Below are 22,225 nucleotides of genomic sequence, written 5' to 3'. Positions count from 1 at the left end.
GAATTGAACATGCAAACCCGTGAAGACATCTTCGAAATCCTGCGCGCCGCAATGGTGGAACTGTTCGAACTGGAGCCTGAGAGGGTCACACTTGAAGCCAACCTGTATCAGGACCTGGAAATCGACAGCATCGATGCCGTGGACCTGATCGACCACATCAAACGCAAGACCGGCAAGAAGATTGCCGCTGAAGAGTTCAAGTCAGTCAGAACCGTGAACGACGTGGTAGAGGCCGTCTACAAACTGGTCAACACGGCCGAATGAAGCGGCTGATTGGCCTGATTCTGGTGCTGGCCGGTGTGCTGTATCCGTTTGCCGTCTACTGGGGAACCGAACACTTCGCCCCGTGGCAGTTCGCGCTGCTGCTGGGCAGCCTGTGGCTGGCGCGCGCACTGACCGGCGAGCGCAAGCCCGGCAGCCTGGCGATGGCGCTCGTCGCCCTGGTTTTTTGCGTGGCGCTGGGCGTAATCGACAGCCACCTGATGTTGCGCTGGTATCCGGTACTGGTCAGCGCGTTCATGCTCGGCCTGTTCGGTTCAAGCCTGGTCTACGGCCCGCCTATCGTAGAAAGAATGGCGCGCATAAACCGCCCTGAACTGCCCGATTCCGGCATCCGCTACACCCGTAAAGTCACGCAGATCTGGTGCCTGTTCTTCCTCGCCAATGGCCTCACGGCAGCCATACTGACGCTCTGGGCACCGTTGTCCTGGTGGACGCTGTACACCGGCCTGGTTTCCTACGGATTGATGGGCCTGTTGTTCGCTGTTGAATGGATCGTCCGCCCACCCTCTGCGGGCGGCAAATGAAATGGATCGCATGAACTGGTTGAACCTTGAACACCTGCTGCTCGACGCCCTGCCCGACCGGCTGCTGACGCTGGCCCCGACCCTGGATCACACGCAATTTCGTGATCAGGCATTGAGTGTGGCCGCAGGACTGCAAGCCCGCGGTATCAAAAACCTCGCGGTACACCTTGAAGATGCCGCTGACCTGGCTGTCGCCTTGTTCGGTGCCTGGCGCGCCGGTGTGCACGTGTTGCTGCCCGCGGACTTGCAAGGCCAGACCCGCGAGCGCTGGGCCAATCAGGTCGACCTGTGGCTGACCGACCTGACGCAAGACACGCATTTAAGCGATCTGCACGCCGCGCAGTTGGCTCCGGCAGCGCTTGACCTTGACCAGTGCCGGTTGAGCCTGTGCACCTCGGGTTCCAGCGGCGAGCCCAAACTGATTGAAAAACGCCTGCGCCAGCTGGCCAACGAAGTCTGCGGGCTGGAACAGCTGTGGGGCGCGCAGATTGGTTCGACATGCATGATCGGCAGCGTTGCGACGCAACATATTTATGGGCTGCTGTTCCGTTTGCTATGGCCGCTGTGCGCCGCGCGCCCGTTCGTGCGCCGCCAGTTGCCGTTTGCCGAAGACCTGCAACGCGCCAGCCGCGAATACCCGTCCTTTGCCTGGGTCGCCAGCCCGGCACTGCTCAAGCGCATGGGCGACAACCTCGACTGGAGCAGCCTCAGTGCCGTGCGCCGGGTGTTTTCATCCGGCGGCGCATTGCCAGCCGAAGCGGCGCAAAGTCTGCAACAACGTCTTGGCCAGTGGCCGACGGAAATTCTCGGCAGTTCGGAAACCGGTGGCATCGCCTGGCGGCAGGGCGAACAGCACTGGCAAGCCTTCGACGGCGTAGAGCTGAGTCAGAACAACGAAGGGGCGCTGCGCATCAGCTCGCCCTATCTGCCGCCCGGTCACGTAGAGCAGACCGCCGATGCCGTGCAGATTGGCAATGATGGGCGATTCGAACTGCTGGGCAGGCTGGACCGCATCGTCAAACTCGAAGAAAAGCGCGTGTCGTTGCCACTGATCGAGCAGGCCCTTACGACTCACGAGTGGGTAAATGAAGCGCGCCTTGGCGTGGTTCAGGAAAACCGTGCGTCGCTTGGCGCGCTGCTGGTGCTGAGCGATGCGGGCTTGCTGGCCCTGCGTAATCAGGGCCGTCGAGCGCTTACCGAAGCCTTGCGCCAGTATTTGCGACCGCACTGCGAAACCATCGCTCTGCCGCGGCGCTGGCGTCTGCTGCGGCAAATGCCCCTCAATGCCCAGGGCAAACTGGCGCAGATGGACGTGCAGAACCTGCTCATGGCCTCACGCCCCAGGCAACCGCAAGTGCTTGACCAACAGACGGTCGACGGCGAATTGCACCTGCAACTGATGGTCCCGCCAGATCTGGCATTTTTCAGCGGCCACTTTCCCAAGGCACCGGTCTTGCCAGGCGTGGTTCAGGTCGAATGGGCGATCAGTCTGGGGCAGCGCCTGTTGAATCTGCCAACCGACTTTGCCGGCATGGAAGTGCTCAAGTTTCAGCAACTGGTGCGCCCCGGCGACCGCCTGAAACTGACCCTGCGCTTCGATGCCGCTCGCTCAAAGCTGCATTTCGCCTTTCACAACAGCGAAAACGCACCCTGCTCCAGCGGCCGGATTGTGCTGGAGGGAGATCATGCATAAGCCTTGCGTGATCATTCCGGTGTTCGACCACGAACTGGCCGTGCCCAGCGTGGTCAAGGCCGTCCGCAACGCAGGCTTGCCCTGCATATTGGTGGACGATGCCAGCAGCCCGGCTTGCGCCGCAGTGTTACAGCAGCTGGCGCAGGGTGAGGGTATTTACCTGTTGCGCCTGCCGGTCAATCAAGGCAAGGGCGGCGCGGTCATGGCCGGGTTCCGCGAGGCGGCACGCCTGGGTTTCAGCCATGCGTTGCAGGTCGATGCCGATGGTCAGCATGACCTGAACGATATTCCGGTGTTTCTGGAGCAGTCACGCCAGTACCCGCAAGCGTTGATCTGTGGCTATCCGCAGTACGACGAAAGCGTGCCCAAAGGCCGCCTGTACGCCCGTTATCTCACCCACGTCTGGGTATGGATCAACACCCTGTCACTGCATATTCGCGATTCCATGTGCGGCTTTCGGCTCTACCCGCTGGCCCCGGTTCTGGCGCTGATCGACAGCGTGCAGATCGGCAGGCGCATGGACTTCGACTCGGAAATTCTCGTGCGCCTGTCATGGCGTGGCCAGGCGATGCGCTGGCTGCCGACCCGCGTTCACTATCCGCAGGACGGCCTGTCGCATTTCCGCCTGTTTCACGACAACGCCCTGATCTCGAAAATGCACGCCAAGCTGTTCTTCGGCATGCTGATGCGTCTGCCGGTGATCCTCTGGCGGCGGTGGCGCTCATGACCATTGAAAAGTCGCCCAAGGAACATTGGGCCAGTCACGAAGAGCGTGGCAGCTTCCTGCTCATGAAGCTTACCGCCTGGGGCATGCGCGTGCTCGGTCGTCGCCTGCTCAGCCCGGTGCTGTATGGCATCGTTCTATATTTCTTCGCCTTCGGCCGCCGTGCCCGACACAGCATCTGGGAATACCAGCAGCGCCTGGCGGACTGGAGCGCCAGACCCGAACTGCGCCCCAGCCAACGGCGCGTGTTTGGCCAGTTCATGGCCTTCGCCGAGGCACTGCTCGACAAGCTTGATGTGTGGAACGGCAAGCTGGGCATCGAGCAGATCGAGATCATCGACCCAGCCCTGCTGCGCCACAACCTGCGCGGCGAGCGCGGACAAATGCTGGTCGGGGCACATCTGGGCAACCTTGAGGTGTGCCGCGCACTGGCCGAACTCGGCGAAAAAGTTACCATGAACGTGCTGGTGCACACCAAGCACGCCGAACGCTTCAATCGCCTGCTCGGTGAAGCCGGAGCGACCAACCTGCGGCTGATTCAGGTCAGCGAACTGGACCCGGCGATCATGCTGCAACTCAGCCAGCGTCTGGACGAAGGCGAGTGGCTGGCCATCGCCGGTGACCGCGTTGCCCTGCACGGCGGGCGCAATGTGCGGGTCGACTTTCTGGGCAAGCCCGCGACGTTTCCGCAAGGCCCGTGGCTGCTGGCCGGTCTGCTCAAGTGCCCGGTCAATCTGTTTTTCTGCCTTAAAGGCCCGAACGGCTATCGGGTGATTCTCGAACCGTTCTCCGACGCCATCGAATGGCGACGCAGCGACCGAGCCCAGGTCATCGCCCACTGGGCCACGCGTTATGCCGAGCGTCTTGGGCACTACTGCCTGGAAGCCCCGCAGCAGTGGTTCAATTTCTACCCATTCTGGAAGTCCGATGATGATTCAAGCTCCTGACCCGATCATTTTCGGCGAGCGCGCCCTGTGTATCGAAGACGTGCTGGCCCTGGCCAATCGGCAGGCACCGAGTGCGTTGCAAGGCGACGCTGAATTTCGCGCACGCATTGCCAGGGGCGCGCAGTTTCTCGATTCGTTACTGAACAAGGAAGGCGTGATCTACGGCGTCACCACCGGCTACGGCGACTCCTGCGTGGTGGCCGTGCCATTGGAACATGTCGAGGCGCTGCCGCAGCATTTGTACACGTTTCACGGCTGCGGGCTGGGCAAGCTGCTGGACGCCCAGGCCACCCGCGCAGTGCTGGCGGCACGTTTGCAGTCACTGTGTCAGGGCGTTTCCGGGGTGCGCGTCGAACTGCTTGAGCGTTTGCAGGCGTTTATCGATCAGGACGTGCTGCCGCTGATCCCGGAAGAGGGCTCGGTGGGTGCCAGCGGTGATCTGACCCCACTGTCTTACGTGGCCGCGACCCTGTCCGGCGAGCGCGACGTGATGTTCCGTGGCGAGCGCCGTCCGGCCAGCGACGTGCACCGCGAACTGGGCTGGACGCCGCTGGTGCTGCGCCCCAAGGAAGCGCTGGCGCTGATGAGCGGCACCGCCGTCATGACCGGCATCGCGTGCCTGGCGTTCGCCCGCGCCGATTACCTGTTGCAACTGGCGACCCGTATCACCGCCATGAACGTGGTGGCGCTGCAAGGCAACCCGGAGCACTTCGACGAGCGCCTGTTCGCCGCCAAGCCGCATCCGGGCCAGATGCAGGTAGCCGCGTGGTTGCGTCAGGACCTGGCCATCGACGCGCCAACCGCCCCACTGCATCGTTTGCAGGACCGCTATTCGCTGCGCTGCGCACCGCATGTGCTGGGCGTGCTGGCCGACAGCCTGAACTGGCTGCGCTCGTTCATTGAGATCGAGCTGAACAGCGCCAACGACAACCCGATCATCGAGGCCGAAGCAGAGCGCGTGTTGCACGGCGGGCATTTCTACGGCGGGCACATTGCTTTTGCCATGGACAGCCTGAAAACGCTGGTGGCCAATGTCGCAGACCTGCTCGACCGGCAATTGGCGCTGCTGATCGACGAACGTTACAACCACGGCTTGCCGAGCAATCTGTCAGGGGCCAGCGCCGAGCGGGCCATGCTCAATCACGGTTTCAAGGCGGTGCAGATAGGCACCAGCGCATGGACCGCCGAAGCACTGAAAAACACCATGCCGGCCAGCGTATTCTCGCGCTCCACCGAATGCCACAATCAGGACAAGGTGAGCATGGGCACCATCGCTGCGCGTGACGCCATTCGGGTGCTGGAGCTGACCGAGCAGGTTGCCGCCGCCACGCTGATCGCCGCCAACCAAGGTATATGGCTGCGCAGCAAGGCTGCCGATGCGCTCCCGCTGCCACCAGCACTGGCGGCCATGCACCAACAGCTGGGCGAGGACTTTGCCCCTGTCATCGAAGACCGGGCGCTGGAGAATGAACTGCGCCTGCGCCTGAAACATATTGCCAACCGCCGCTGGAGCTTGCATGCGCAGTAAGGGTTTTCTGCACGTCGACACCGAAATCGTGGTGCCGTTTTTCGACGTCGACATGATGAACATCGTCTGGCACGGGCATTACGTCAAATACCTGGAAGTCGCACGCTGCGCATTGCTCGACCACATTGGTCATAACTACATGCAGATGCTCGAATCCGGTTATGGTTGGCCGGTGATCGACCTGCAACTGCGCTACGTGCGCAGCGCGGTGTTCGGCCAGACACTGAACGTACGCGCCAGTCTGGTGGAGTGGGAGAACCGTCTGAAGATCAACTACCTGATCACCGACGCACACACCGGCGAACGCTTGACCCGCGCCAGCACCGTGCAGGTTGCGGTCGACAGCCAGAGCCGGGAAATGCAACTGGCATCGCCCCAGGTCTTTATCGATGCCGTGAAGAGAGCTTTGCCATGAACCGTCCGTTTCGCGCCTTGCTGCTATTGGGGTTGCTGTGCCTGTCTTCACTGGCGCAGGCTTTCGATCTACAACAACTGAGTGATCAGCTCGCTAAACCTGCGGTGGTGCAAGGGCGCTTCATTCAGGAAAAACACCTGCGCGCCCTGCCGCAACCACTGCTCAGCAAAGGCCGCTTCGTGCTCGCCAGGGATTTCGGGCTGCTCTGGCTGCTGGAAACACCGCTGAAACAGGATTACCGCATCAATGCCAGCGGCATTTCCCGCCGCGAAAGCGTGGGCGACATCAGCACCTGGAAGCCCGTACCAAACAAAAATGCCGGGGCCGAGCAGAACCGCTTGTTCCTTGCTGTACTGCAGGGCGACAGCAGCGGCCTGCAACGGGATTTCGACTTGCAGCTCAAGGGCGACGCGAACGCCTGGCAACTCACGCTCACACCGCGCTCGATGCTGCTGCAACAAGTGTTCAAACAGATCAACATCGATGGCGGAGAACTGGTCCAGCGTATCGAGTTGCTGGAAACCCAGGGCGACAGTACCGTCCTGAAAATGCTCGACAGCAGCAGTGCTTCCTCCCTGACCGATGCGCAGCGCAATGACTTCAACGACTGAGCGGCTATTGCCGCGACTGTTCCTGCTGATTCTGGCAAGCGTGCTGGCGCTGGCCGGCTGGCAGTGGCACGACCGCTCGCCGCTGTCGGCCAACCTCATGGAACTGGTGCCGGGCACTGACAACGACGAACTGGTGGTGAGCGCCGAAAAGCGCATGCAGGAACCGCTCAATCGCGAAATGCTCGTGCTGGTGGGTCACACCGACCGCCAGCAGGCTGTGGAACTGGCTCGCACGCTGGCGGAGCAATGGCAAGCGAGCGGCCTGTTCGAGAAGGTTCAGTGGTCGCTGCAAGCCGATCTGCCCGCGTTGCGCACCCAGTTGCTGCAAGGGCGAATCGCGATGTTGCCGGCAGCGGATCGCGCTCTGTTGATCGATGAGCCGAAGACTTTCATCGAGCAGCGTGTACAAACTCTCTTCGACCCGTTTGCCGGGTTCAGCCTGGTGCCGGGTCAGGATGACTGGCTGGGGCTGACCGGACGTATCCAGAACAGCTTGCCGAAACAGGGCTCGGTCGAGGCGGATCTGGCCAGCGGCGCGCTGATCGCCAGCGCCGAGGGCAAAAGCTGGGTACTGCTGCGTTCGCGAACCCGAACCGATGCTTTCGATCTGCACCTGCCCGGTCAGGTCGCCGACCTGCTGGCGCAAGCGCGGGTGCAGGCGCAGCAGGCCGGTGGGCAATTGCTCGCCGCCAGCGGCCTGCTGTACGCCGCCGACGGGCAGAAGCAGGCCAGCCGGGAAATCACCTGGGTCGGCGGGGGCGCCACACTCGGTATTCTGTTGCTGCTGTTGCTGGCATTCCGACGCTGGAGCGTGCTGCTGGCGTTTGTACCGGTGATAGTCGGCATGCTCTTCGGTGCAGTGGCTTGCGTGGCGCTGTTTGGCAGCATGCACGTCATGACGCTGGTGCTGGGTTCCAGCCTGATTGGTGTGGCGGTGGATTACCCACTGCATTACCTGTCCAAGAGCTGGAGCCTGAAACCCTGGCGCAGTTGGCCCGCCTTGCGCCTGACCCTGCCGGGCCTGACGCTGAGCCTGATCACCAGTTGTATCGGCTATCTCGCCCTGGCCTGGACGCCGTTCCCGGCACTGACACAAATTGCCGTGTTCTCCGCTGCGGGCCTGATCGGCGCTTACCTGACTGCGGTGTGTCTGCTGCCCGCGCTGCTTGCAAAGGTCGAGATCAACCCCGCGCAATGGCCGCTGAAACTGGCGAAACTGATGCTCGATTGCCGCGCAGCGCTGTTGCAGCGCATCAGCACGCCGATTCTGCTGGCGCTGCTGCTGGCCTTCTGCGGCGGCGGGCTCTGGCACCTGACCACCAAGAACGATATCCGCCAATGGGTGGCAGCACCTCAGGCGTTGACCGATGAAGCCCAGGCCATCGCACGGATCACCGGTTATCAGCCCACCAGCCAGTTTTTTCTGGTGCGCGGCAAGGACCAACAGCAGTTGCTGGATCGGCAGTCCGAACTGACCCAACGGCTCGACCAACTGGTCAGCATGGACAAGCTGCAGGGTTACATGGCCCTCAACCAGTTGCTGGATTCGCCTGCCGAGCAGCAACTGACCCGTGATGCACTGGGCAAATTGCCGCAACACTGGGAGCCACTGGTACAGCTTGGCGTTCCGGCCAACGCACTGAAAACCGAACTCGCGCAATTGCAGGCACTGCCAACGCAAGACATTGATCAGGCGCTTCAAGGCCCGCTCAGCGAACCGTGGCGCACGCTCTGGCTAGGCGCCAGCGAAGATGCCGAAGGCGACGCTCAGGTAGCCAGCATCGTCAGCCTGCGTGGCATGAACAGCATGGCGTTGCTGCGCGTGCAGGCCATCGGACTGGAGGGCGTGCAACTGGTCGACCGCCTGGGTGAGCTCAACGAGGTGTTTGCCCACACGCAGATCAGCGCAGCGGAATTGAAACTGGCATCGTGCGTACTGATCGTCCTGCTGCTGATCGCTCCGTTTGGCTTCGGCGGTGCGTTGCGCATCGTCGCCCTGCCCCTGCTGGCGGCCCTGTGCAGCCTCGCCAGCCTGGGCTGGCTCGGTCAGCCGCTGACTCTGTTCAGCCTGTTCGGCCTGTTGCTGGTCACGGCGATCAGCGTCGATTACGCCATCCTGATGCGCGAGCAGATAGGCGGCGCGGCGGTCAGCCTGCTGGGCACGCTGCTGGCAGCGGTCACCACGTGGCTGTCGTTCGGCCTGCTGGCTGTTTCCGGCACCCCGGCGATCAGCAATTTCGGCCTGTCGGTCAGCCTGGGGCTGGCCTTCAGCTTTCTTCTGGCACCGTGGGCCAGCCCGCGTAAAGCGCTTCATTCGCCAGCCAATGCTGAAGGGCCACACGCATGAGTCTTGCAGCGTTGTCGTCACTCCCTGCCACCGCCCAATCGGAAAGGAATACCTGTGCCCATCACTGATAGGGAAATTCGTCAGGTCGTCGTCATCGGTGCCGGCCCGGCCGGTTGCATTGCGGCAGCCCTGCTCAAACGCCAGGGCCACGACGTGCTGATTATCGAGCGTCAGCTGTTCCCGCGCTTCTCCATCGGCGAAAGCCTGCTGTGCCATTGCCTGGACTTCGTCGAAGAAGCCGGGATGCTCGACGCCGTGCAGGCCGCCGGTTTCCAGCTCAAGAACGGTGCTGCCTTTGCGCGCGGCGAGCAGTACAGCGATTTCGATTTTGGCGATACCTTCAGCAACGGCAAGCCGACCACCTTTCAGGTGCAACGCAGCGAGTTCGATAAGCTGCTCGCTGATCAGGCCGAGCTGCAGGGTGCGGAAATCCGCTATCAGCAGGAAATCATCAGCGCCGACTTCGACAGCCTGCAGCCGGTATTGCGGGTAAAACGCGAGGACGGCAGCGAATACAGCGTGCAGGCCAGCTTCGTACTCGACGCCAGCGGCTATGGCCGCGTACTGCCGCGCCTGCTGGATCTGGAAGCGCCGTCGGGCTTTCCGGTGCGTCAGGCGGTGTTTACCCATATCGAAGACCATATCGAAAGCCCGCCCTTTGACCGTCAGAAGATCCTGGTCAGCATCCATCCGCAGCACAGCGATGTGTGGTTCTGGTCGATCCCGTTCAGCGAAGGTCGCTGTTCGATAGGCGTCGTGGCCTCGGCCGAGCGCTTCAAAGACAAGCCCGATGACCTGGACGCCTGCCTGCGCGCCTTTATCGATGAAACACCGCAACTGGCCAGCGTGCTGAAAAATGCGGTCTGGGATACACCGGCAAGGACCATCGGCGGCTACTCGGCGAACGTCACAACCCTGCATGGAAAGGGCTTTGCGCTGCTGGGCAATGCGGCGGAATTCCTCGATCCGGTGTTTTCGTCAGGCGTGACCATCGCCATGCGTTCGGCGAGCATGGCCGCTGGCGTGCTGAATCGACAATTGCAGGGTGAGAGCGTGGACTGGGAAACCGAGTTCGCCGTTCCGCTGAAGCGTGGCGTCGATACCTTCCGGGCCTATGTCGAAGGCTGGTACGACGGCTCGTTCCAGAGCGTCATTTTCTACCCGGGAAGCGCGCCGGATATCCGCCGCATGATCAGCGCCATTCTGGCTGGCTATGCCTGGGACGAGCGCAATCCGTTTGTCAGCGAGCCCAAACGCCGCTTGCGCACGCTCTCGGAAATCTGCGCGGACGGTGACTCATGAATCGACCGTTCCTGAGTGACAGCTATGTCGAGGAAACCCGCTTCGGCCTGTGGTTTCTGCGCAGCCATACTTGGCAGTACCGCGTATTGCGTGTGGCGATAGACGATTTGCGCAGCCTGTTCGATAGCGCGCTTCCGGCCGCACCGGTTTTGCTCGACGCCGGTTGCGGGCAGGGCAAGTCGTTTCAGCACCTGAGCAGGGTTTTTCAGCCTTCAAGGCTGATTGGTGTCGATGCCGACCTGCACAGCCTGGAGATGAGCCGTCAGGAGGCGCGCGCCAGAGGCATAGAGGTCGAGCTGATCGGCAGTGACTGCGCGGCGCTGCAAGTGCCGGACGCCAGCGTCGATCTGCTGTTCTGTCACCAGACCTTTCATCATCTGGTCGAGCAGGAACAGGCGCTGGCCGAGTTTTATCGCGTACTCAAGCCAGGCGGTTACCTGCTGTTCGCCGAGTCCACCGAGGCCTACATCGACACCTGGGTGATTCGCTGGCTGTTCCGCCACCCGATGCACGTTCAGAAAAGCGCGGCGCAGTATCTGCATATGATCCGCGACCAGGGTTTCGAGTTCGGCGCACAGCATGTTTCGTACCCTTACCTGTGGTGGAGCCGCGCCAGGGATTTCGGCCTGCTCGAAGCCTTGAAACTGCAAAAACCCAGGCCGTTCGGGCAACGGGAAGAAACGCTGGTCAATGTCGTGGCCCGCAAACCGCTACAAGGTGGCGCATTATGATCCGGGTATTATTTCTGGCCTTTCTGCTGCTGGGCGGCTGCGCTGCACAGGCACCGCTGCCGACTACCGCACCGACGATGCAATTGCCGATGCAGCTGCACATCGAACGCCGACAGGCTGATCAGCGGCAAGACTGGATGCTGGTCATCCAGCGCGAAAACGCCGGGTTGCGCTGGTCGATGATGGACCCGCTGGGTATCCCCCAGGCTCGCCAGTTGCTGATCAACGGACAATGGCAAGCCGACGGTCTGCTGCCCCCCAACCCCGAAGCACGCGAGCTGTTTGCGGCAATAATGTTCGCCATGACCTCGGATCTGGAAATGCATGGCCGCTACCCCACGGCGTACCGCCAGGGCATGCAGCGGCGTCTGGATGATCGCTGGCTGGTCGAATATCAGTCAGCCAACGCCTACACCATCCGTCTCAAGGACGGGTTGAGCTACAGGGTTACACCGCTGAACGACGAGAGCATGCCATGACTGCCTATCTCAATGCGCTGGGCCTGATCTGCTCGCTGGGCGACAGCCGTGAAGAGGTGTCGCGCAGACTGTTCGCAGGCGACAGCTCGGGCATGGTGTTCGAAAGCGGCTGGGTGCCGGAACGCGCATTGCCGGTCGGCGCGGTAAAATCCGCATTGCCGCCCATTCCGCCCGCCATGCAATCGCAGCGCAGCCGCAACAACCAGTTGCTGCTGGCCGCGGCCTTGCAGATCGAAGATGACATTCGTCAGGCTATCGCGCGCTACGGAGCCGGGCGGATTGGCGTGATCGTCGGCACCAGCACCTCGGGTATCGATGAAGCAAGCGAGAGCATGGCAAGCTGGCTGCGTGATAAGACCTTCCCCGACGATTACGATTATCGCCAACAGGAACTGGGCGCACCGGCGAACTTCCTGGCCGGCTGGCTGCAATTGAGCGGCCCGGCCTATGTGATTTCCACAGCCTGCACGTCCAGCGCGCGGGCGCTGCTCAGCGCACGACGGGCGCTGGACATAGGCCTGTGCGATGCGGTGCTGTGCGGCGGCGTCGACAGCCTGTGCAGGTTGACCCTCAATGGGTTCTCGGCGCTTGAAGCCATGTCGCCACAACTGTGCAATCCGTTTTCCACGCACCGCAACGGGATAAACATCGGCGAGGCGGCAGCGCTGTTTCTAATGACCCGCGAAGCTGGCAACAGCCACTCGATTGCCCTGCTGGGCGCGGGTGCCAGTTGCGACGCCCACCACATCTCGGCCCCGGAACCTACCGGCCGAGGTGCGCAGGATGCCATGCTGCAAGCGTTGGGCAGTGCCCGACTCGATGCCGCACAGATCGGTTACCTGAACCTGCATGGCACCGCTACGCCACATAACGATGCGATGGAAAGCCTGGCCGTGCAGGCGGTATTCCCGAACGGTGTGCCTTGCTCGTCGACAAAGCCGCTCAGCGGCCACACGCTGGGTGCCGCGGGAGCGCTGGAAGTGGCGTTTTGCTGGTTGAGCCTGGCACCGGACAACAGCGAACAGGCCCTGCCCCCGCACCTGTGGGACGGCGAAGCTGACCCGCTATTGCCTGCACTGCAATGGACACTGCCAGGTTCGCGCCTGGCACCTGCAAATGCTCGTTACATGATGAGCAATTCGTTTGCCTTCGGTGGCAACAACATCAGCCTGATTATCGGAGATGCCCCATGACCGAGTGGTCGCTCGCCGAACTCATACCCCATGCTGGCGACATGATTCTCATCGATCAGGTGCTGAGTTTTGACCAAGAGCAGATTCAAACCCGCCTGACCGTGCGCGCCGATGGTCTGTTCAACCAGCCGGACGGCAGCCTGCCCGCCTGGCTTGGCATAGAGCTGATGGCCCAGAGCGTCGCGGCCTATGCCGGTTGCCAGGCGCGCACCAAGGGTGAAGCGGTCAAGCTCGGGTTTCTGCTCGGCAGCCGCAAGTTCGAATGCAACGTAGCGCGCTTCCCGCTGGGCAGCGAACTGCATATCCATGCCGTGCGCTCCTTGCAGGACGACAGCGGCATGGGCGTGTTCGAATGCACCCTGACCGGACCGGATATCAAGGCTTTTGCCCGACTCAATGTATATTGCCCGCCCAACACTGCTGACTATCTGGCTGAAGGAGCCCCGGCATGACTGAATCGATACTGGTCACCGGCTCCAGCCGTGGCATCGGCCGCGCCATCGCTCTGCGTCTGGCCCAGGCCGGATACGACCTGATCCTGCATTGCCGCAACGGCCGCAGCGAAGCCGAAGCCGTGCAGGCCGAAGTCGTTGCGCTGGGCCGTCAGGCACGCGTTCTGCAATTCGATGTCTCGGACCGTGCCGCCTGCAAGGCAATTCTGGAACAGGATGTGGAGACGCATGGCGCCTATTACGGCGTGGTACTCAACGCCGGGCTGACCCGCGACGGCGCGTTTCCGGCACTCAGCGATGATGACTGGGATCAGGTGCTGCGCACCAATCTGGACGGTTTTTATAACGTGCTGCACCCGCTGACCATGCCGATGATTCGTCGTCGTGCGGCGGGCCGTATTGTCTGCATCACCTCGGTTTCCGGCCTTATCGGCAACCGTGGCCAGGTCAATTACAGCGCCTCCAAGGCAGGCCTGATCGGTGCCGCCAAGGCCTTGGCCATCGAACTGGGCAAACGCAAAATCACTGTCAACTGCGTCGCTCCGGGGCTGATCGACACCGCAATGCTGGACGAGAACGTGCCAGTCGACGAACTGATGAAGATGATCCCGGCGCAACGCATGGGCACGCCCGAGGAAGTGGCGGGTGCCGTGAATTTTCTGATGTCGGCCGAAGCGAGCTACATCACTCGTCAGGTGCTGGCCGTCAACGGAGGGCTGTGTTGATGAAGCGTGTGGTCGTCACCGGGATGTCCGGCATTACCTCGGTGGGCAGCGACTGGCCGACTATCGATGCGAGCTTCACCGCCAATCGCAGCGGCATTCGCCGAATGGACGAGTGGAACCGTTTCGCCGAACTGAATACCCGACTGGCTGGCCCCATCGACGATTTCGCGGTGCCCGCACACTGGACACGCAAGCAACTGCGCAGCATGGGCCGCGTATCGCGACTGGCAGTGGCTGCTGCGGAACAGGCGTTGATCGACGCCGGGCTGCTGAATGATCCGCTCATTCGCGATGGGCGCATGGGCACCGCCTGCGGCTCGTCAACCGGCAGCACCGACGAGATCAAGGCCTTCGGCAACATGCTGATCAACTCGGTGGCAGTAGGCCTGAACGCCAACTCCTACGTGCGGATGATGCCGCACACCACCGCCGCCAACATCAGCATTTTCTTCGGCCTGACCGGACGCCTGATTCCGACTTCCAGCGCTTGTACCAGTGGCAGCCAAGGCATTGGCTATGCCTACGAGGCGATCAAGTTTGGCCGTCTGCCGCTGATGCTGGCGGGCGGGGCCGAAGAGCTGTGCCCGACCGAGGCCATGGTGTTCGACGCGCTGTACGCCACCAGCCTCAAGAATGACGCGCCACACAGCACGCCACGCCCCTACGACAGCGGGCGAGACGGACTGGTGATCGGTGAAGGCGGCGGCATGCTGGTACTCGAAGAACTTGAGCACGCTCAGGCACGTGGCGCGCACATCTATGCCGAAATCGTCGGCTTCGGCAGCAATGCCGACGGCGCCCACAGCACTCGTCCCGAGCAGGCCACCATGCGTCGCGCCATGGAACTGGCCCTGGAAGATGCCAACCTGTCGCCCGACGCCATCGGTTATGTAAACGGTCACGGCACTGCCACCGAACAGGGCGACATCGCCGAAACCCTGGCCACCAGCAGCCTGTTCGGCTCACGCATGCCACTGAGCTCACAGAAAAGCTTCCTCGGCCACACACTGGGAGCCTGCGGCGCACTGGAGTCATGGTTCAGCATCGAAATGCTCAACAGCGACCGCTATATCCACACGCTAAACCTGGTCGACGTCGACTCACAGTGCGGCGAACTGGACTACATCGTCGGAGAACCCCGGCGGATGAGTAATGAATATGTGATGAACAACAACTTTGCCTTGGGCGGGGTGAATACGTCATTGATATTCAAGCGTTGGGGGTGAGATCACGCACGTCTCAACTCTCTTACGTCGCTCCGCGTCGCATGCCGTTCTGAACGCTCTGCGTCCGGTCTTGAGTCTGCGGCGCGGCGCAGATTTGTGACGCAGAGCGTCACGACAGGCATTCCCACGCAGAGCGTGCGGAACGATAACCTCATCTATCGTGCGGCGCTCCGCGTCGCATGCCGTTCTGGACGCTCTGCGTCCGGTCTTGATTCTGCAGCGCGGCGCAGATTTGTGACGCAGAGCGTCACGACAGGCATTCCCACGCGGAGCGTGCGGAACGATAACCTCAACTATCGTGCGACATTGCGCGTTAAAAGCTCGGTAAACGCCTTGGCCATCGGTGACTGTTCGTCCTTGCGCTGTACCAGCCACACCGCGCTTGTAGCGCCGGGGTCGAGGACATTGCGATAGACCACGCCGTCGATGCGCATTCGGCGGTAGGACGCTGGCAGCACGGTGACGCCCAGTCCAGCCGCCACCAGGCCGATGATGGTCATCACTTCACCCGCTTCCTGAGTGATCAGCGGGCTGAAACCCGCGGCGCGCGCCAGACTCAGAACCTGCGCGTAAATGCCGCTGCCATAAGTGCGCGGGAAGAACACGAACGGCTCAGCGGCCAGGGCCGACATATAGATCCCGTTCTCGCTTTCTGCCGCCAGTGGATGGTCAGCACGCATGATCGCCACCAGTGGCTCGTTCAGCAGTTCAAACACCACCAACGAATCGGGTAACGCCAACGGGCGCATGATGCCGACCTGAATGGTCTTGTCCTCAAGCCCTGCTGCCACTTCCTGGCTGGTGATTTCGGTCAGGGTCAGGTGCACATCCGGATAAGCCTGACGGAAGGCAAAAATCGCCTGTGGAATGCTGGAAGTGAACGGTGCCGACGAAGTAAAGCCAATCTTCAGCTCGCCGATTTCACCCAGTTGCGCACGCCGGGCAACATCAGTGGCTTTATCGACCTGCGCCAGCACCAGACGCGCCTCATCCAGAAACAACCTGCCGGATTCACTCAGCTCGACACGCCGGTTGGTGCGATCAAACAGACGCGTGCCCAGCTCCTGCTCCAGCGTCTGGATCTGCTGACTCAGCGGCGGCTGGGAGATACCTAGCGCCTGTGCCGCACGACCGAAATGCAACTCTTCGGCAACCGCGATGAAGTAACGCAGATGGCGCAATTCCATGCGGCCTCCATTAAGTCGTTTTACCTATCAAACAGGTCGAACAATATATTGGATGGAATGATTGGCGGGCTATATGATTTTTTCATTGCCTGCCCAATCGTGCTCCGAGGTTTCCCTTGAATCCTGCCGTCGCCCCGCCCACCACAGACTTGAATGCCTCCGCTAAACCGTCTGGCGACACTTACATCGAGAAAAACACGCCGCTTTTCAAACGCACCGCATTGGCGCTTTTCGCTGGCGGGTTCTCGACATTCACCCTGCTGTATTGCGTCCAGCCGATGATGCCAACGCTGTCCGGCGAGTTCTCCCTTTCGGCAGCCCAGAGCAGCCTGATTCTGTCCGTCGCCACGGCGATGCTCGCCATCGGCCTACTGATCACTGGACCGATATCCGACCGGCTGGGGCGCAAATCGGTGATGGTCATGGCGCTATTCTGTGCATCGCTGTTCACCATCGCCAGCGCGCTGATGCCCAGCTGGGAAGGCGTACTTATCACACGGGCAATGGTGGGCCTGTCGCTGAGCGGTCTGGCGGCAGTGGCGATGACTTACCTGAGCGAGGAAATCCACCCCACGCATCTGGGCCTGGCAATGGGGCTGTATATCGGCGGCAGCGCGGTCGGCGGGATGAGCGGGCGGCTGATCGTCGGGGTCATGATCGATTACGTAAGCTGGCACGCGGCGATGCTGGTGGTCGGTGGGCTGGCCCTGATCGCAGCCGTGGTGTTCTGGAAGATCCTCCCGGAATCGCGCAACTTCCGCCCCCGCTCACTGCACCCTCGCAGCCTGCTGGACGGCTTTGTGGTGCAGTTCAAAGACGCCGGGTTGCCGCTGCTGTTTCTGGTCGGGTTTCTGCTGATGGGCGCATTCGTCACGCTGTTCAACTACATCGCCTACCGCTTTTTGAGCGCCCCCTACAACCTGAGCCAGGCCGTGGTCGGGGTGTTTTCCGTGGTGTATCTGTCGGGAATTTACAGCTCGGCAAAGATCGGCTCATTGGCCGACCGTCTTGGCCGCCGACGGGTGCTATGGGCCGTGATCGTGATGATGCTGGCTGGCCTGCTGCTGACCCTGTTCACACCGCTGCCACTGGTTATCACAGGCGTACTGATATTCACCTTCGGCTTTTTCGGTGCGCATTCGGTAGCCAGCAGTTGGGTGGGACGCAGAGCAGCAACGGCCAGAGGTCAGGCTGCTTCGCTTTACCTGTTCTGCTATTACGCGGGCTCAAGCGTAGCCGGAACCGGTGGCGGAGTGTTCTGGCATTACGCGGGCTGGAACGGCATCGGGCTGTTTATCGGGGTGTTGCTGTTGATTGCCCTCGGGGTAGCGTTGCGGCTGGCGAGGTTGCAGCCGCTGGGGGCGAAGGTTTAGTCACAGATAGGGCGATGGCGGATAGAGTGAGCCAAGGTACACTGGCGCATCCGCCAGTTCTGGTAAAGGAAACCGACATGCGCCTCGACCACCTCCATCTGCAGAATTTTCGTTGTTACGAAGATGCTCATTTTGATTTCCAGCCGGGGTTCAATTTGGTGGTGGGGGTTAATGGCAGTGGGAAGACGTCGCTGTTGCTGGGTGTCGCGGGATGCTTCGGGAATTTACTTGGAAGCATTGGCGTCCATCAGCCATCGATAGCTGAGTCCGATGTTCGGTTCGCGTTAGTAAAGTTCGAAGACAGGATTCGTTTCGAACGCAGCTATCCTCTTGTATTGACTGCCCAAGGTGGCGCGTTTGAGCGTCAGGAATGGCACGTATCGCTGGAACGCAGCAGTCTTCAGACAAATTTCAGCGCGCTGAACAGTCTCGTATTTTCGGAAAATCTGATTAGCATCGATGTAAGTACCCACGGGGATTTGCCTGTATTCGCCGTCTATCAAGCCAATCGACGCTGGCTGACGATGAGTGTAACCGCTGAGCTTGCTGCACAGAGCAAACCATCAAGACTGGATGCATACACCTCTTGGTTCGATGCCGCCTCCAATTTGAAAAACTTCGAGACCTGGTTCATCGGCAAAACACTGGAGCGCTTTCAAAGACTATCCCGAGCAGGTTCTTCCAGCGTTTTCAACGACGAACTGACCTGGATAAACTCAGCCATCCAATGCGCACTACCCGACGCCAAGGGAATAGAGTACGACATGGAGCTACGTGCGTTGGTAGTCGATATGTATGATCGAAAAATCCCGTTCAACGACCTGAGCGACGGACAACGCGGAATGGTCGCACTCTTCGCCGATATCGCTCGCCGTATCTGCTTGCTCAACCCGCACATGGGGAAGGATGTTCTAAGCAAGACAAACGGCATCATCGTCATCGATGAGCTCGATATCCATCTTCACCCCGGCTGGCAACGCACCATTGCTCCAGCACTGAAAAAAGCATTTCCCAGCATCCAGTTCATCGCCGCCAGCCACTCGCCACAGGTCATCGGCAGCCTGCAACCGGGCGAGGTCATCCTGCTGAATAACCATGACGGCTCTCATCCAAGAGCAACCTATGGCCTGGACTCCAGCACTATTCTGGAAGAAGTCATGGGCGTACTGCAGCGCGAGCCTGAAATTGAAGAACTGCTCGACGAGCTATTCAGCACACTGGAAAACGACGAGCTTGAAAAAGCCAGACTGCAGCTTGATGCGTTAAAACAGAAAGCGCCCGATCTGCCCGAGTTCGCAGGTGCCGAAGCGTTGCTCAAACGCAAGGAGCTCATTGGACGATGAGACGCGTTATCAAGGGAACTGAGCCTGCGTCACTCACCGAATGGAAAGCCAGCGCAAACGAAGACTGGACGCCCACCTATCCAACCCTGCAGAACCCGCAAAAACGCGACTTGCATAATTGCTTGCTGCAAGAGCAGAACTTCTCATGCTGCTATTGCGGCAGGGAAATAGAGCTTGATAGCAGCCACATCGAACATTTCAGACCGCAGGATCATTATCTGCCATTGGCACTGGAATACAGCAATCTTCATGCGTCTTGCCTGCGCGAGACCACACCAGGAAACCCGTTGCACTGCGGCCACTATAAAGGCAACTGGTTCGATGAGGACCTGCACATTTCCCCGACAGAGGACGATTGCGAACAGCGCTTCCGTTATCTGCTAACAGGGAAAATCCAAAGCACGTCCCACACAGATCTTCCCGCCACGACGATGATCGAAAAGCTCGCACTCGATATCGCGTACCTGACAAAAAGACGCCAAGAGGCAATCACGCGCGTGTTTGATGAGCAAATCTTAGCCAGCATCAGCGACACAGAGTTGACACTTTTGGTACAAGGCCTCCGCTCTGGGGATGCCAACAAACAGCTCGCCTTTAGCCACGTTGTCGCCCGCTATGCGGAGCAGTTTCTGGCGTCTTTAAACCCTCCTCCCGAAAAAAGCTCGGTCAAGAATACGTGACACGCGTCGTCCTGCGCACGTACGCGGAAAGAAAATTACTTTCATATATTTGTTTATATTTCATTTTCGTATAATTTATTTTCATCACGAAAACAGAGATAAAAATAATGAATACCTGTGATCGCCTCGAAACCTGCTTCACTCCTTTTCCTGCGTCATCCCTGCCGAGTACTCCCGAGTCGCCTTCCGGCTGACGGCTTCAGCCGTCGGTATTGCGCCCTCGCCTACCCATTCTGCAAGGAACCGCCGCTATGTCGCCGTCACCCGGTATTTCGCTGTTGGTCTACGCCGCTGTCGCAATCATTGCCTTGATCGTTCTGATTGCGCGGTATCGCCTCAATCCGTTTATCGTCATTACGCTGGTGTCGGTCGGTCTGGCGCTGGTTGCCGGGATGCCGGCCAGTGGCGTGGTCGCCTCTTACGAAGCGGGAGTGGGCAAAACGCTGGGGCATATCGCGCTGGTCGTCGCGCTGGGCACCATGCTCGGCAAAATGATGGCCGAGTCCGGTGGTGCCGAGCAGGTGGCGCGCACTTTGATTGACCGCTTTGGCGAACGTAACGCGCACTGGGCCATGGTCTGCATTGCGTTTCTGGTGGGTTTGCCGCTGTTTTTCGAAGTGGGTTTCGTTCTGCTGGTGCCGATTGCCTTTACTGTGGCCCGACGTGTCGGGGTGTCGATCCTGATGGTCGGCCTGCCGATGGTCGCCGGTCTGTCGGTGGTGCACGCGTTGGTGCCGCCACACCCTGCGGCAATGCTCGCCGTTCAGGCTTATCAGGCGTCGGTAGGGCAAACGCTGTTCTATGCCATTCTGATCGGCATCCCTACGGCCATTATCGCCGGTCCGGTGTATGCCAAATTCATCGTGCCGCGTATCCATCTACCGGCTGAAAACCCGTTGGCGAAACAGTTTCTCGACCGCGAACCAAGAGCAAAACTGCCCAGTTTCGGCCTGACCATGGCGACCATTCTGCTGCCGGTGGTGCTGATGTTGCTGGGTGGCTGGGCCAACCTGATCAGTACGCCGGGCAGTGCGTTCAATGGCTTTTTGCTGTTTATCGGCAACTCGGTGATCGCCCTGCTGCTGGCCACCCTGCTGAGTTTCTGGACGCTGGGCATCGCTCAGGGTTTCAATCGCGACTCGATCCTGAAATTCACCAATGAGTGCCTGGCACCGACCGCCAGCATCACGTTGCTGGTCGGTGCCGGTGGCGGTTTGAACCGTATTCTGGTCGACAGCGGCGTCACCAACCAGATCGTTGGTCTGGCGCAGGACTTTCATCTCTCGCCTTTGCTGATGGGCTGGCTGTTCGCGGCGCTGATGCGTGTTGCGACAGGCTCGGCAACGGTGGCTATGACCACCGCATCGGGGATCGTTGCACCAGTGGCGATGGGCCTGGGTTACCCGCACCCCGAGTTGCTGGTGCTGGCGACAGGCGCAGGCTCGGTGATCTTTTCCCACGTCAACGACGGCGGTTTCTGGCTTATCAAGGAATATTTCAACATGACTGTAACGCAAACCTTCAAGACCTGGACGGTACTGGAGACACTGATTTCCATCGTCGCTTTCGCCTTGACGCTGGGCCTGGCGCAGGTGCTCTGAGTGGACATTCTGTACCAGATACGTGCCCGTCAGGATTCACTCAGCGCGGGAGAAGGCCGGATCGCCAGGCTGGTGCTCAGCGATATCGCCTTTGCCGCAAGTGCCAGTCTGGACGAGCTGGCCAGCCGCGCCGGGGTCAGCAGCGCGACGCTGTCACGCTTCGCTCGCAGCATCGGTTGTCGGGACCTGCGCGACTTGCGCCTGCAACTGGCTCAGGCGAGCGGCGTGGGCAGCCGATTTCTCAACCCTGAACCGGCCCCGGAGCAGTCGGCCTTTTTCATCCGGATTGTCGGTGACATAGAAGCCACTCTGCATCAGCACCTGGCCGGGTTTGATGAGTCGCGCTTTGCCGCAGCCGTAGCGTGCCTTAGCGATGCACGCATGATTCATGCGTTCGGCATGGGCGGTTGCTCCAGCCTGTGCAGCGAGGAGCTGCAAACCCGATTGGTACGTTTGGGCTACCCGGTGGCGGCCTGCCGCGACCCGGTGATGATGCGCATGATTGCGGCCACGCTTGGTCCGCAACACAGCCTGATTGCCTGCTCGCTCAGCGGGCGCACGCCGGAGCTGCTCGACGCAGTAACCCTGGCGCGTAGCTATGGCGCGCGCGTGCTGGCCATTACCTTGCCTGACTCCCCTCTGGCGCAACTGGCCGAGGTGGTGTTGCCGTTGCAAATTGCTGAGACCAATTTCATTTATAAACCCACCGCCGCGCGCTACGGCATGCTGCTGACCATTGATGTGCTGGCCACTGAACTGGCGCTGCTGAGCCCTGAAGACAATCAGGAACGGCTGCGTCGGATCAAGCTTGCACTGGATGAATACCGTGGTGGCGAAGACGGCCTGCCGTTGGGAGACTGAA

Annotated in this window: 22 protein-coding genes; 21 read left to right on the top strand and 1 reads right to left on the bottom strand. The window is 60.7% G+C overall.

Annotated elements, in window-relative coordinates; genetic code table 11:
- Positions 1 to 9: 9 nt before the first annotated feature.
- Genes AC4ANK_RS03125 through AC4ANK_RS03050 form a run of 16 tightly spaced genes read left to right on the top strand, consistent with a single transcriptional unit; the run spans position 10 to position 15,179 of the window.
- Positions 10 to 264 carry an acyl carrier protein gene (locus AC4ANK_RS03125; protein ID WP_002551686.1) on the top strand — a complete coding sequence of 85 codons (255 nt, stop codon included), beginning with the start codon at positions 10 to 12 and terminating at the stop codon, positions 262 to 264.
- On the top strand, positions 261 to 806 hold the full coding sequence (locus AC4ANK_RS03120) for a COG4648 family protein (RefSeq protein WP_002551685.1): 546 nt from the start codon (positions 261 to 263) through the stop codon (positions 804 to 806). Before AC4ANK_RS03125 ends, AC4ANK_RS03120 begins: the two co-directional genes overlap by 4 nt.
- 10 nt (positions 807 to 816) lie before the next feature.
- On the top strand, positions 817 to 2,499 hold the full coding sequence (locus AC4ANK_RS03115) for an ApeI family dehydratase (RefSeq protein ID WP_460384177.1): 1,683 nt from the start codon (positions 817 to 819) through the stop codon (positions 2,497 to 2,499).
- Positions 2,492 to 3,226: a glycosyltransferase family 2 protein gene (locus AC4ANK_RS03110; protein ID WP_002551683.1), complete on the top strand. Its 735-nt coding sequence runs from the start codon at positions 2,492 to 2,494 to the stop codon at positions 3,224 to 3,226. Before AC4ANK_RS03115 ends, AC4ANK_RS03110 begins: the two co-directional genes overlap by 8 nt.
- Entirely contained in the window at positions 3,223 to 4,170 is a 948-nt protein-coding gene (locus AC4ANK_RS03105) for a lysophospholipid acyltransferase family protein (protein WP_002551682.1), read from the top strand. Before AC4ANK_RS03110 ends, AC4ANK_RS03105 begins: the two co-directional genes overlap by 4 nt.
- On the top strand, positions 4,151 to 5,698 hold the full coding sequence (locus AC4ANK_RS03100) for an HAL/PAL/TAL family ammonia-lyase (protein ID WP_031594994.1): 1,548 nt from the start codon (positions 4,151 to 4,153) through the stop codon (positions 5,696 to 5,698). Before AC4ANK_RS03105 ends, AC4ANK_RS03100 begins: the two co-directional genes overlap by 20 nt.
- Positions 5,688 to 6,113, top strand: a complete 426-nt coding sequence (locus AC4ANK_RS03095; RefSeq protein WP_002551680.1) for an acyl-CoA thioesterase — start codon at positions 5,688 to 5,690, stop codon at positions 6,111 to 6,113. The genes AC4ANK_RS03100 and AC4ANK_RS03095 overlap by 11 nt, the downstream gene beginning before the upstream one ends.
- Positions 6,110 to 6,724: an outer membrane lipoprotein carrier protein LolA gene (locus AC4ANK_RS03090; protein ID WP_002551679.1), complete on the top strand. Its 615-nt coding sequence runs from the start codon at positions 6,110 to 6,112 to the stop codon at positions 6,722 to 6,724. Before AC4ANK_RS03095 ends, AC4ANK_RS03090 begins: the two co-directional genes overlap by 4 nt.
- Positions 6,708 to 9,071, top strand: a complete 2,364-nt coding sequence (locus tag AC4ANK_RS03085) for an MMPL family transporter (RefSeq protein ID WP_031594993.1) — start codon at positions 6,708 to 6,710, stop codon at positions 9,069 to 9,071. Before AC4ANK_RS03090 ends, AC4ANK_RS03085 begins: the two co-directional genes overlap by 17 nt.
- Before the next feature lie 54 nt (positions 9,072 to 9,125).
- A complete protein-coding gene (locus AC4ANK_RS03080) occupies positions 9,126 to 10,373 on the top strand; it encodes an NAD(P)/FAD-dependent oxidoreductase (protein WP_002551677.1) in 1,248 nt (415 codons plus the stop codon).
- Positions 10,370 to 11,104, top strand: coding sequence for a class I SAM-dependent methyltransferase (locus tag AC4ANK_RS03075; RefSeq protein ID WP_002551676.1), 735 nt, complete (start codon positions 10,370 to 10,372; stop codon positions 11,102 to 11,104). Before AC4ANK_RS03080 ends, AC4ANK_RS03075 begins: the two co-directional genes overlap by 4 nt.
- Positions 11,101 to 11,583 carry a hypothetical protein gene (locus tag AC4ANK_RS03070; RefSeq protein ID WP_002551675.1) on the top strand — a complete coding sequence of 161 codons (483 nt, stop codon included), beginning with the start codon at positions 11,101 to 11,103 and terminating at the stop codon, positions 11,581 to 11,583. The genes AC4ANK_RS03075 and AC4ANK_RS03070 overlap by 4 nt, the downstream gene beginning before the upstream one ends.
- Positions 11,580 to 12,776 (top strand): beta-ketoacyl-[acyl-carrier-protein] synthase family protein, encoded by a 1,197-nt coding sequence (locus AC4ANK_RS03065; RefSeq protein WP_002551674.1) that lies wholly within the window; start codon positions 11,580 to 11,582, stop codon positions 12,774 to 12,776. Before AC4ANK_RS03070 ends, AC4ANK_RS03065 begins: the two co-directional genes overlap by 4 nt.
- The gene (locus tag AC4ANK_RS03060; protein WP_002551673.1) at positions 12,773 to 13,228 is read left to right on the top strand and encodes a hotdog family protein; all 456 of its coding nucleotides are present in this window, start codon (positions 12,773 to 12,775) and stop codon (positions 13,226 to 13,228) included. Before AC4ANK_RS03065 ends, AC4ANK_RS03060 begins: the two co-directional genes overlap by 4 nt.
- Positions 13,225 to 13,953, top strand: a complete 729-nt coding sequence (gene fabG, locus AC4ANK_RS03055) for a 3-oxoacyl-ACP reductase FabG (protein ID WP_460384173.1) — start codon at positions 13,225 to 13,227, stop codon at positions 13,951 to 13,953. The genes AC4ANK_RS03060 and fabG overlap by 4 nt, the downstream gene beginning before the upstream one ends.
- A complete protein-coding gene (locus AC4ANK_RS03050; RefSeq protein ID WP_460384171.1) occupies positions 13,953 to 15,179 on the top strand; it encodes a beta-ketoacyl-ACP synthase in 1,227 nt (408 codons plus the stop codon). Before fabG ends, AC4ANK_RS03050 begins: the two co-directional genes overlap by 1 nt.
- 293 nt (positions 15,180 to 15,472) lie before the next feature.
- Here the strand turns inward: AC4ANK_RS03050 and AC4ANK_RS03045 are convergent, their stop codons facing one another.
- The gene (locus tag AC4ANK_RS03045; RefSeq protein WP_005731006.1) at positions 15,473 to 16,366 is read right to left on the bottom strand and encodes a LysR family transcriptional regulator; all 894 of its coding nucleotides are present in this window, start codon (positions 16,364 to 16,366) and stop codon (positions 15,473 to 15,475) included.
- 116 nt (positions 16,367 to 16,482) lie between these two features.
- Here AC4ANK_RS03045 and AC4ANK_RS03040 point away from each other — a divergent pair, with 116 nt between their 5' ends.
- From AC4ANK_RS03040 to AC4ANK_RS03020, 5 genes are all read left to right on the top strand, one after another.
- Entirely contained in the window at positions 16,483 to 17,739 is a 1,257-nt protein-coding gene (locus tag AC4ANK_RS03040) for an MFS transporter (RefSeq protein WP_002551669.1), read from the top strand.
- Positions 17,740 to 17,816: 77 nt separating this feature from the next.
- Positions 17,817 to 19,082: an AAA family ATPase gene (locus AC4ANK_RS03035; protein WP_002551668.1), complete on the top strand. Its 1,266-nt coding sequence runs from the start codon at positions 17,817 to 17,819 to the stop codon at positions 19,080 to 19,082.
- On the top strand, positions 19,079 to 19,762 hold the full coding sequence (locus AC4ANK_RS03030) for a retron system putative HNH endonuclease (RefSeq protein ID WP_002551667.1): 684 nt from the start codon (positions 19,079 to 19,081) through the stop codon (positions 19,760 to 19,762). Before AC4ANK_RS03035 ends, AC4ANK_RS03030 begins: the two co-directional genes overlap by 4 nt.
- Positions 19,763 to 20,013: 251 nt before the next feature.
- Positions 20,014 to 21,363: a GntP family permease gene (locus tag AC4ANK_RS03025; protein ID WP_002551666.1), complete on the top strand. Its 1,350-nt coding sequence runs from the start codon at positions 20,014 to 20,016 to the stop codon at positions 21,361 to 21,363.
- Complete coding sequence (locus AC4ANK_RS03020; protein ID WP_031594990.1) at positions 21,364 to 22,224, top strand: MurR/RpiR family transcriptional regulator; 861 nt, start codon at positions 21,364 to 21,366, stop codon at positions 22,222 to 22,224. It begins immediately after the preceding gene.
- The last annotated feature ends 1 nt before the right edge of the window (position 22,225 follow it).

It is taken from the genome of Pseudomonas sp. Pmew2 (assembly GCF_058129885.1).
This window is presented reverse-complemented; position numbering and strand designations above follow the sequence as displayed.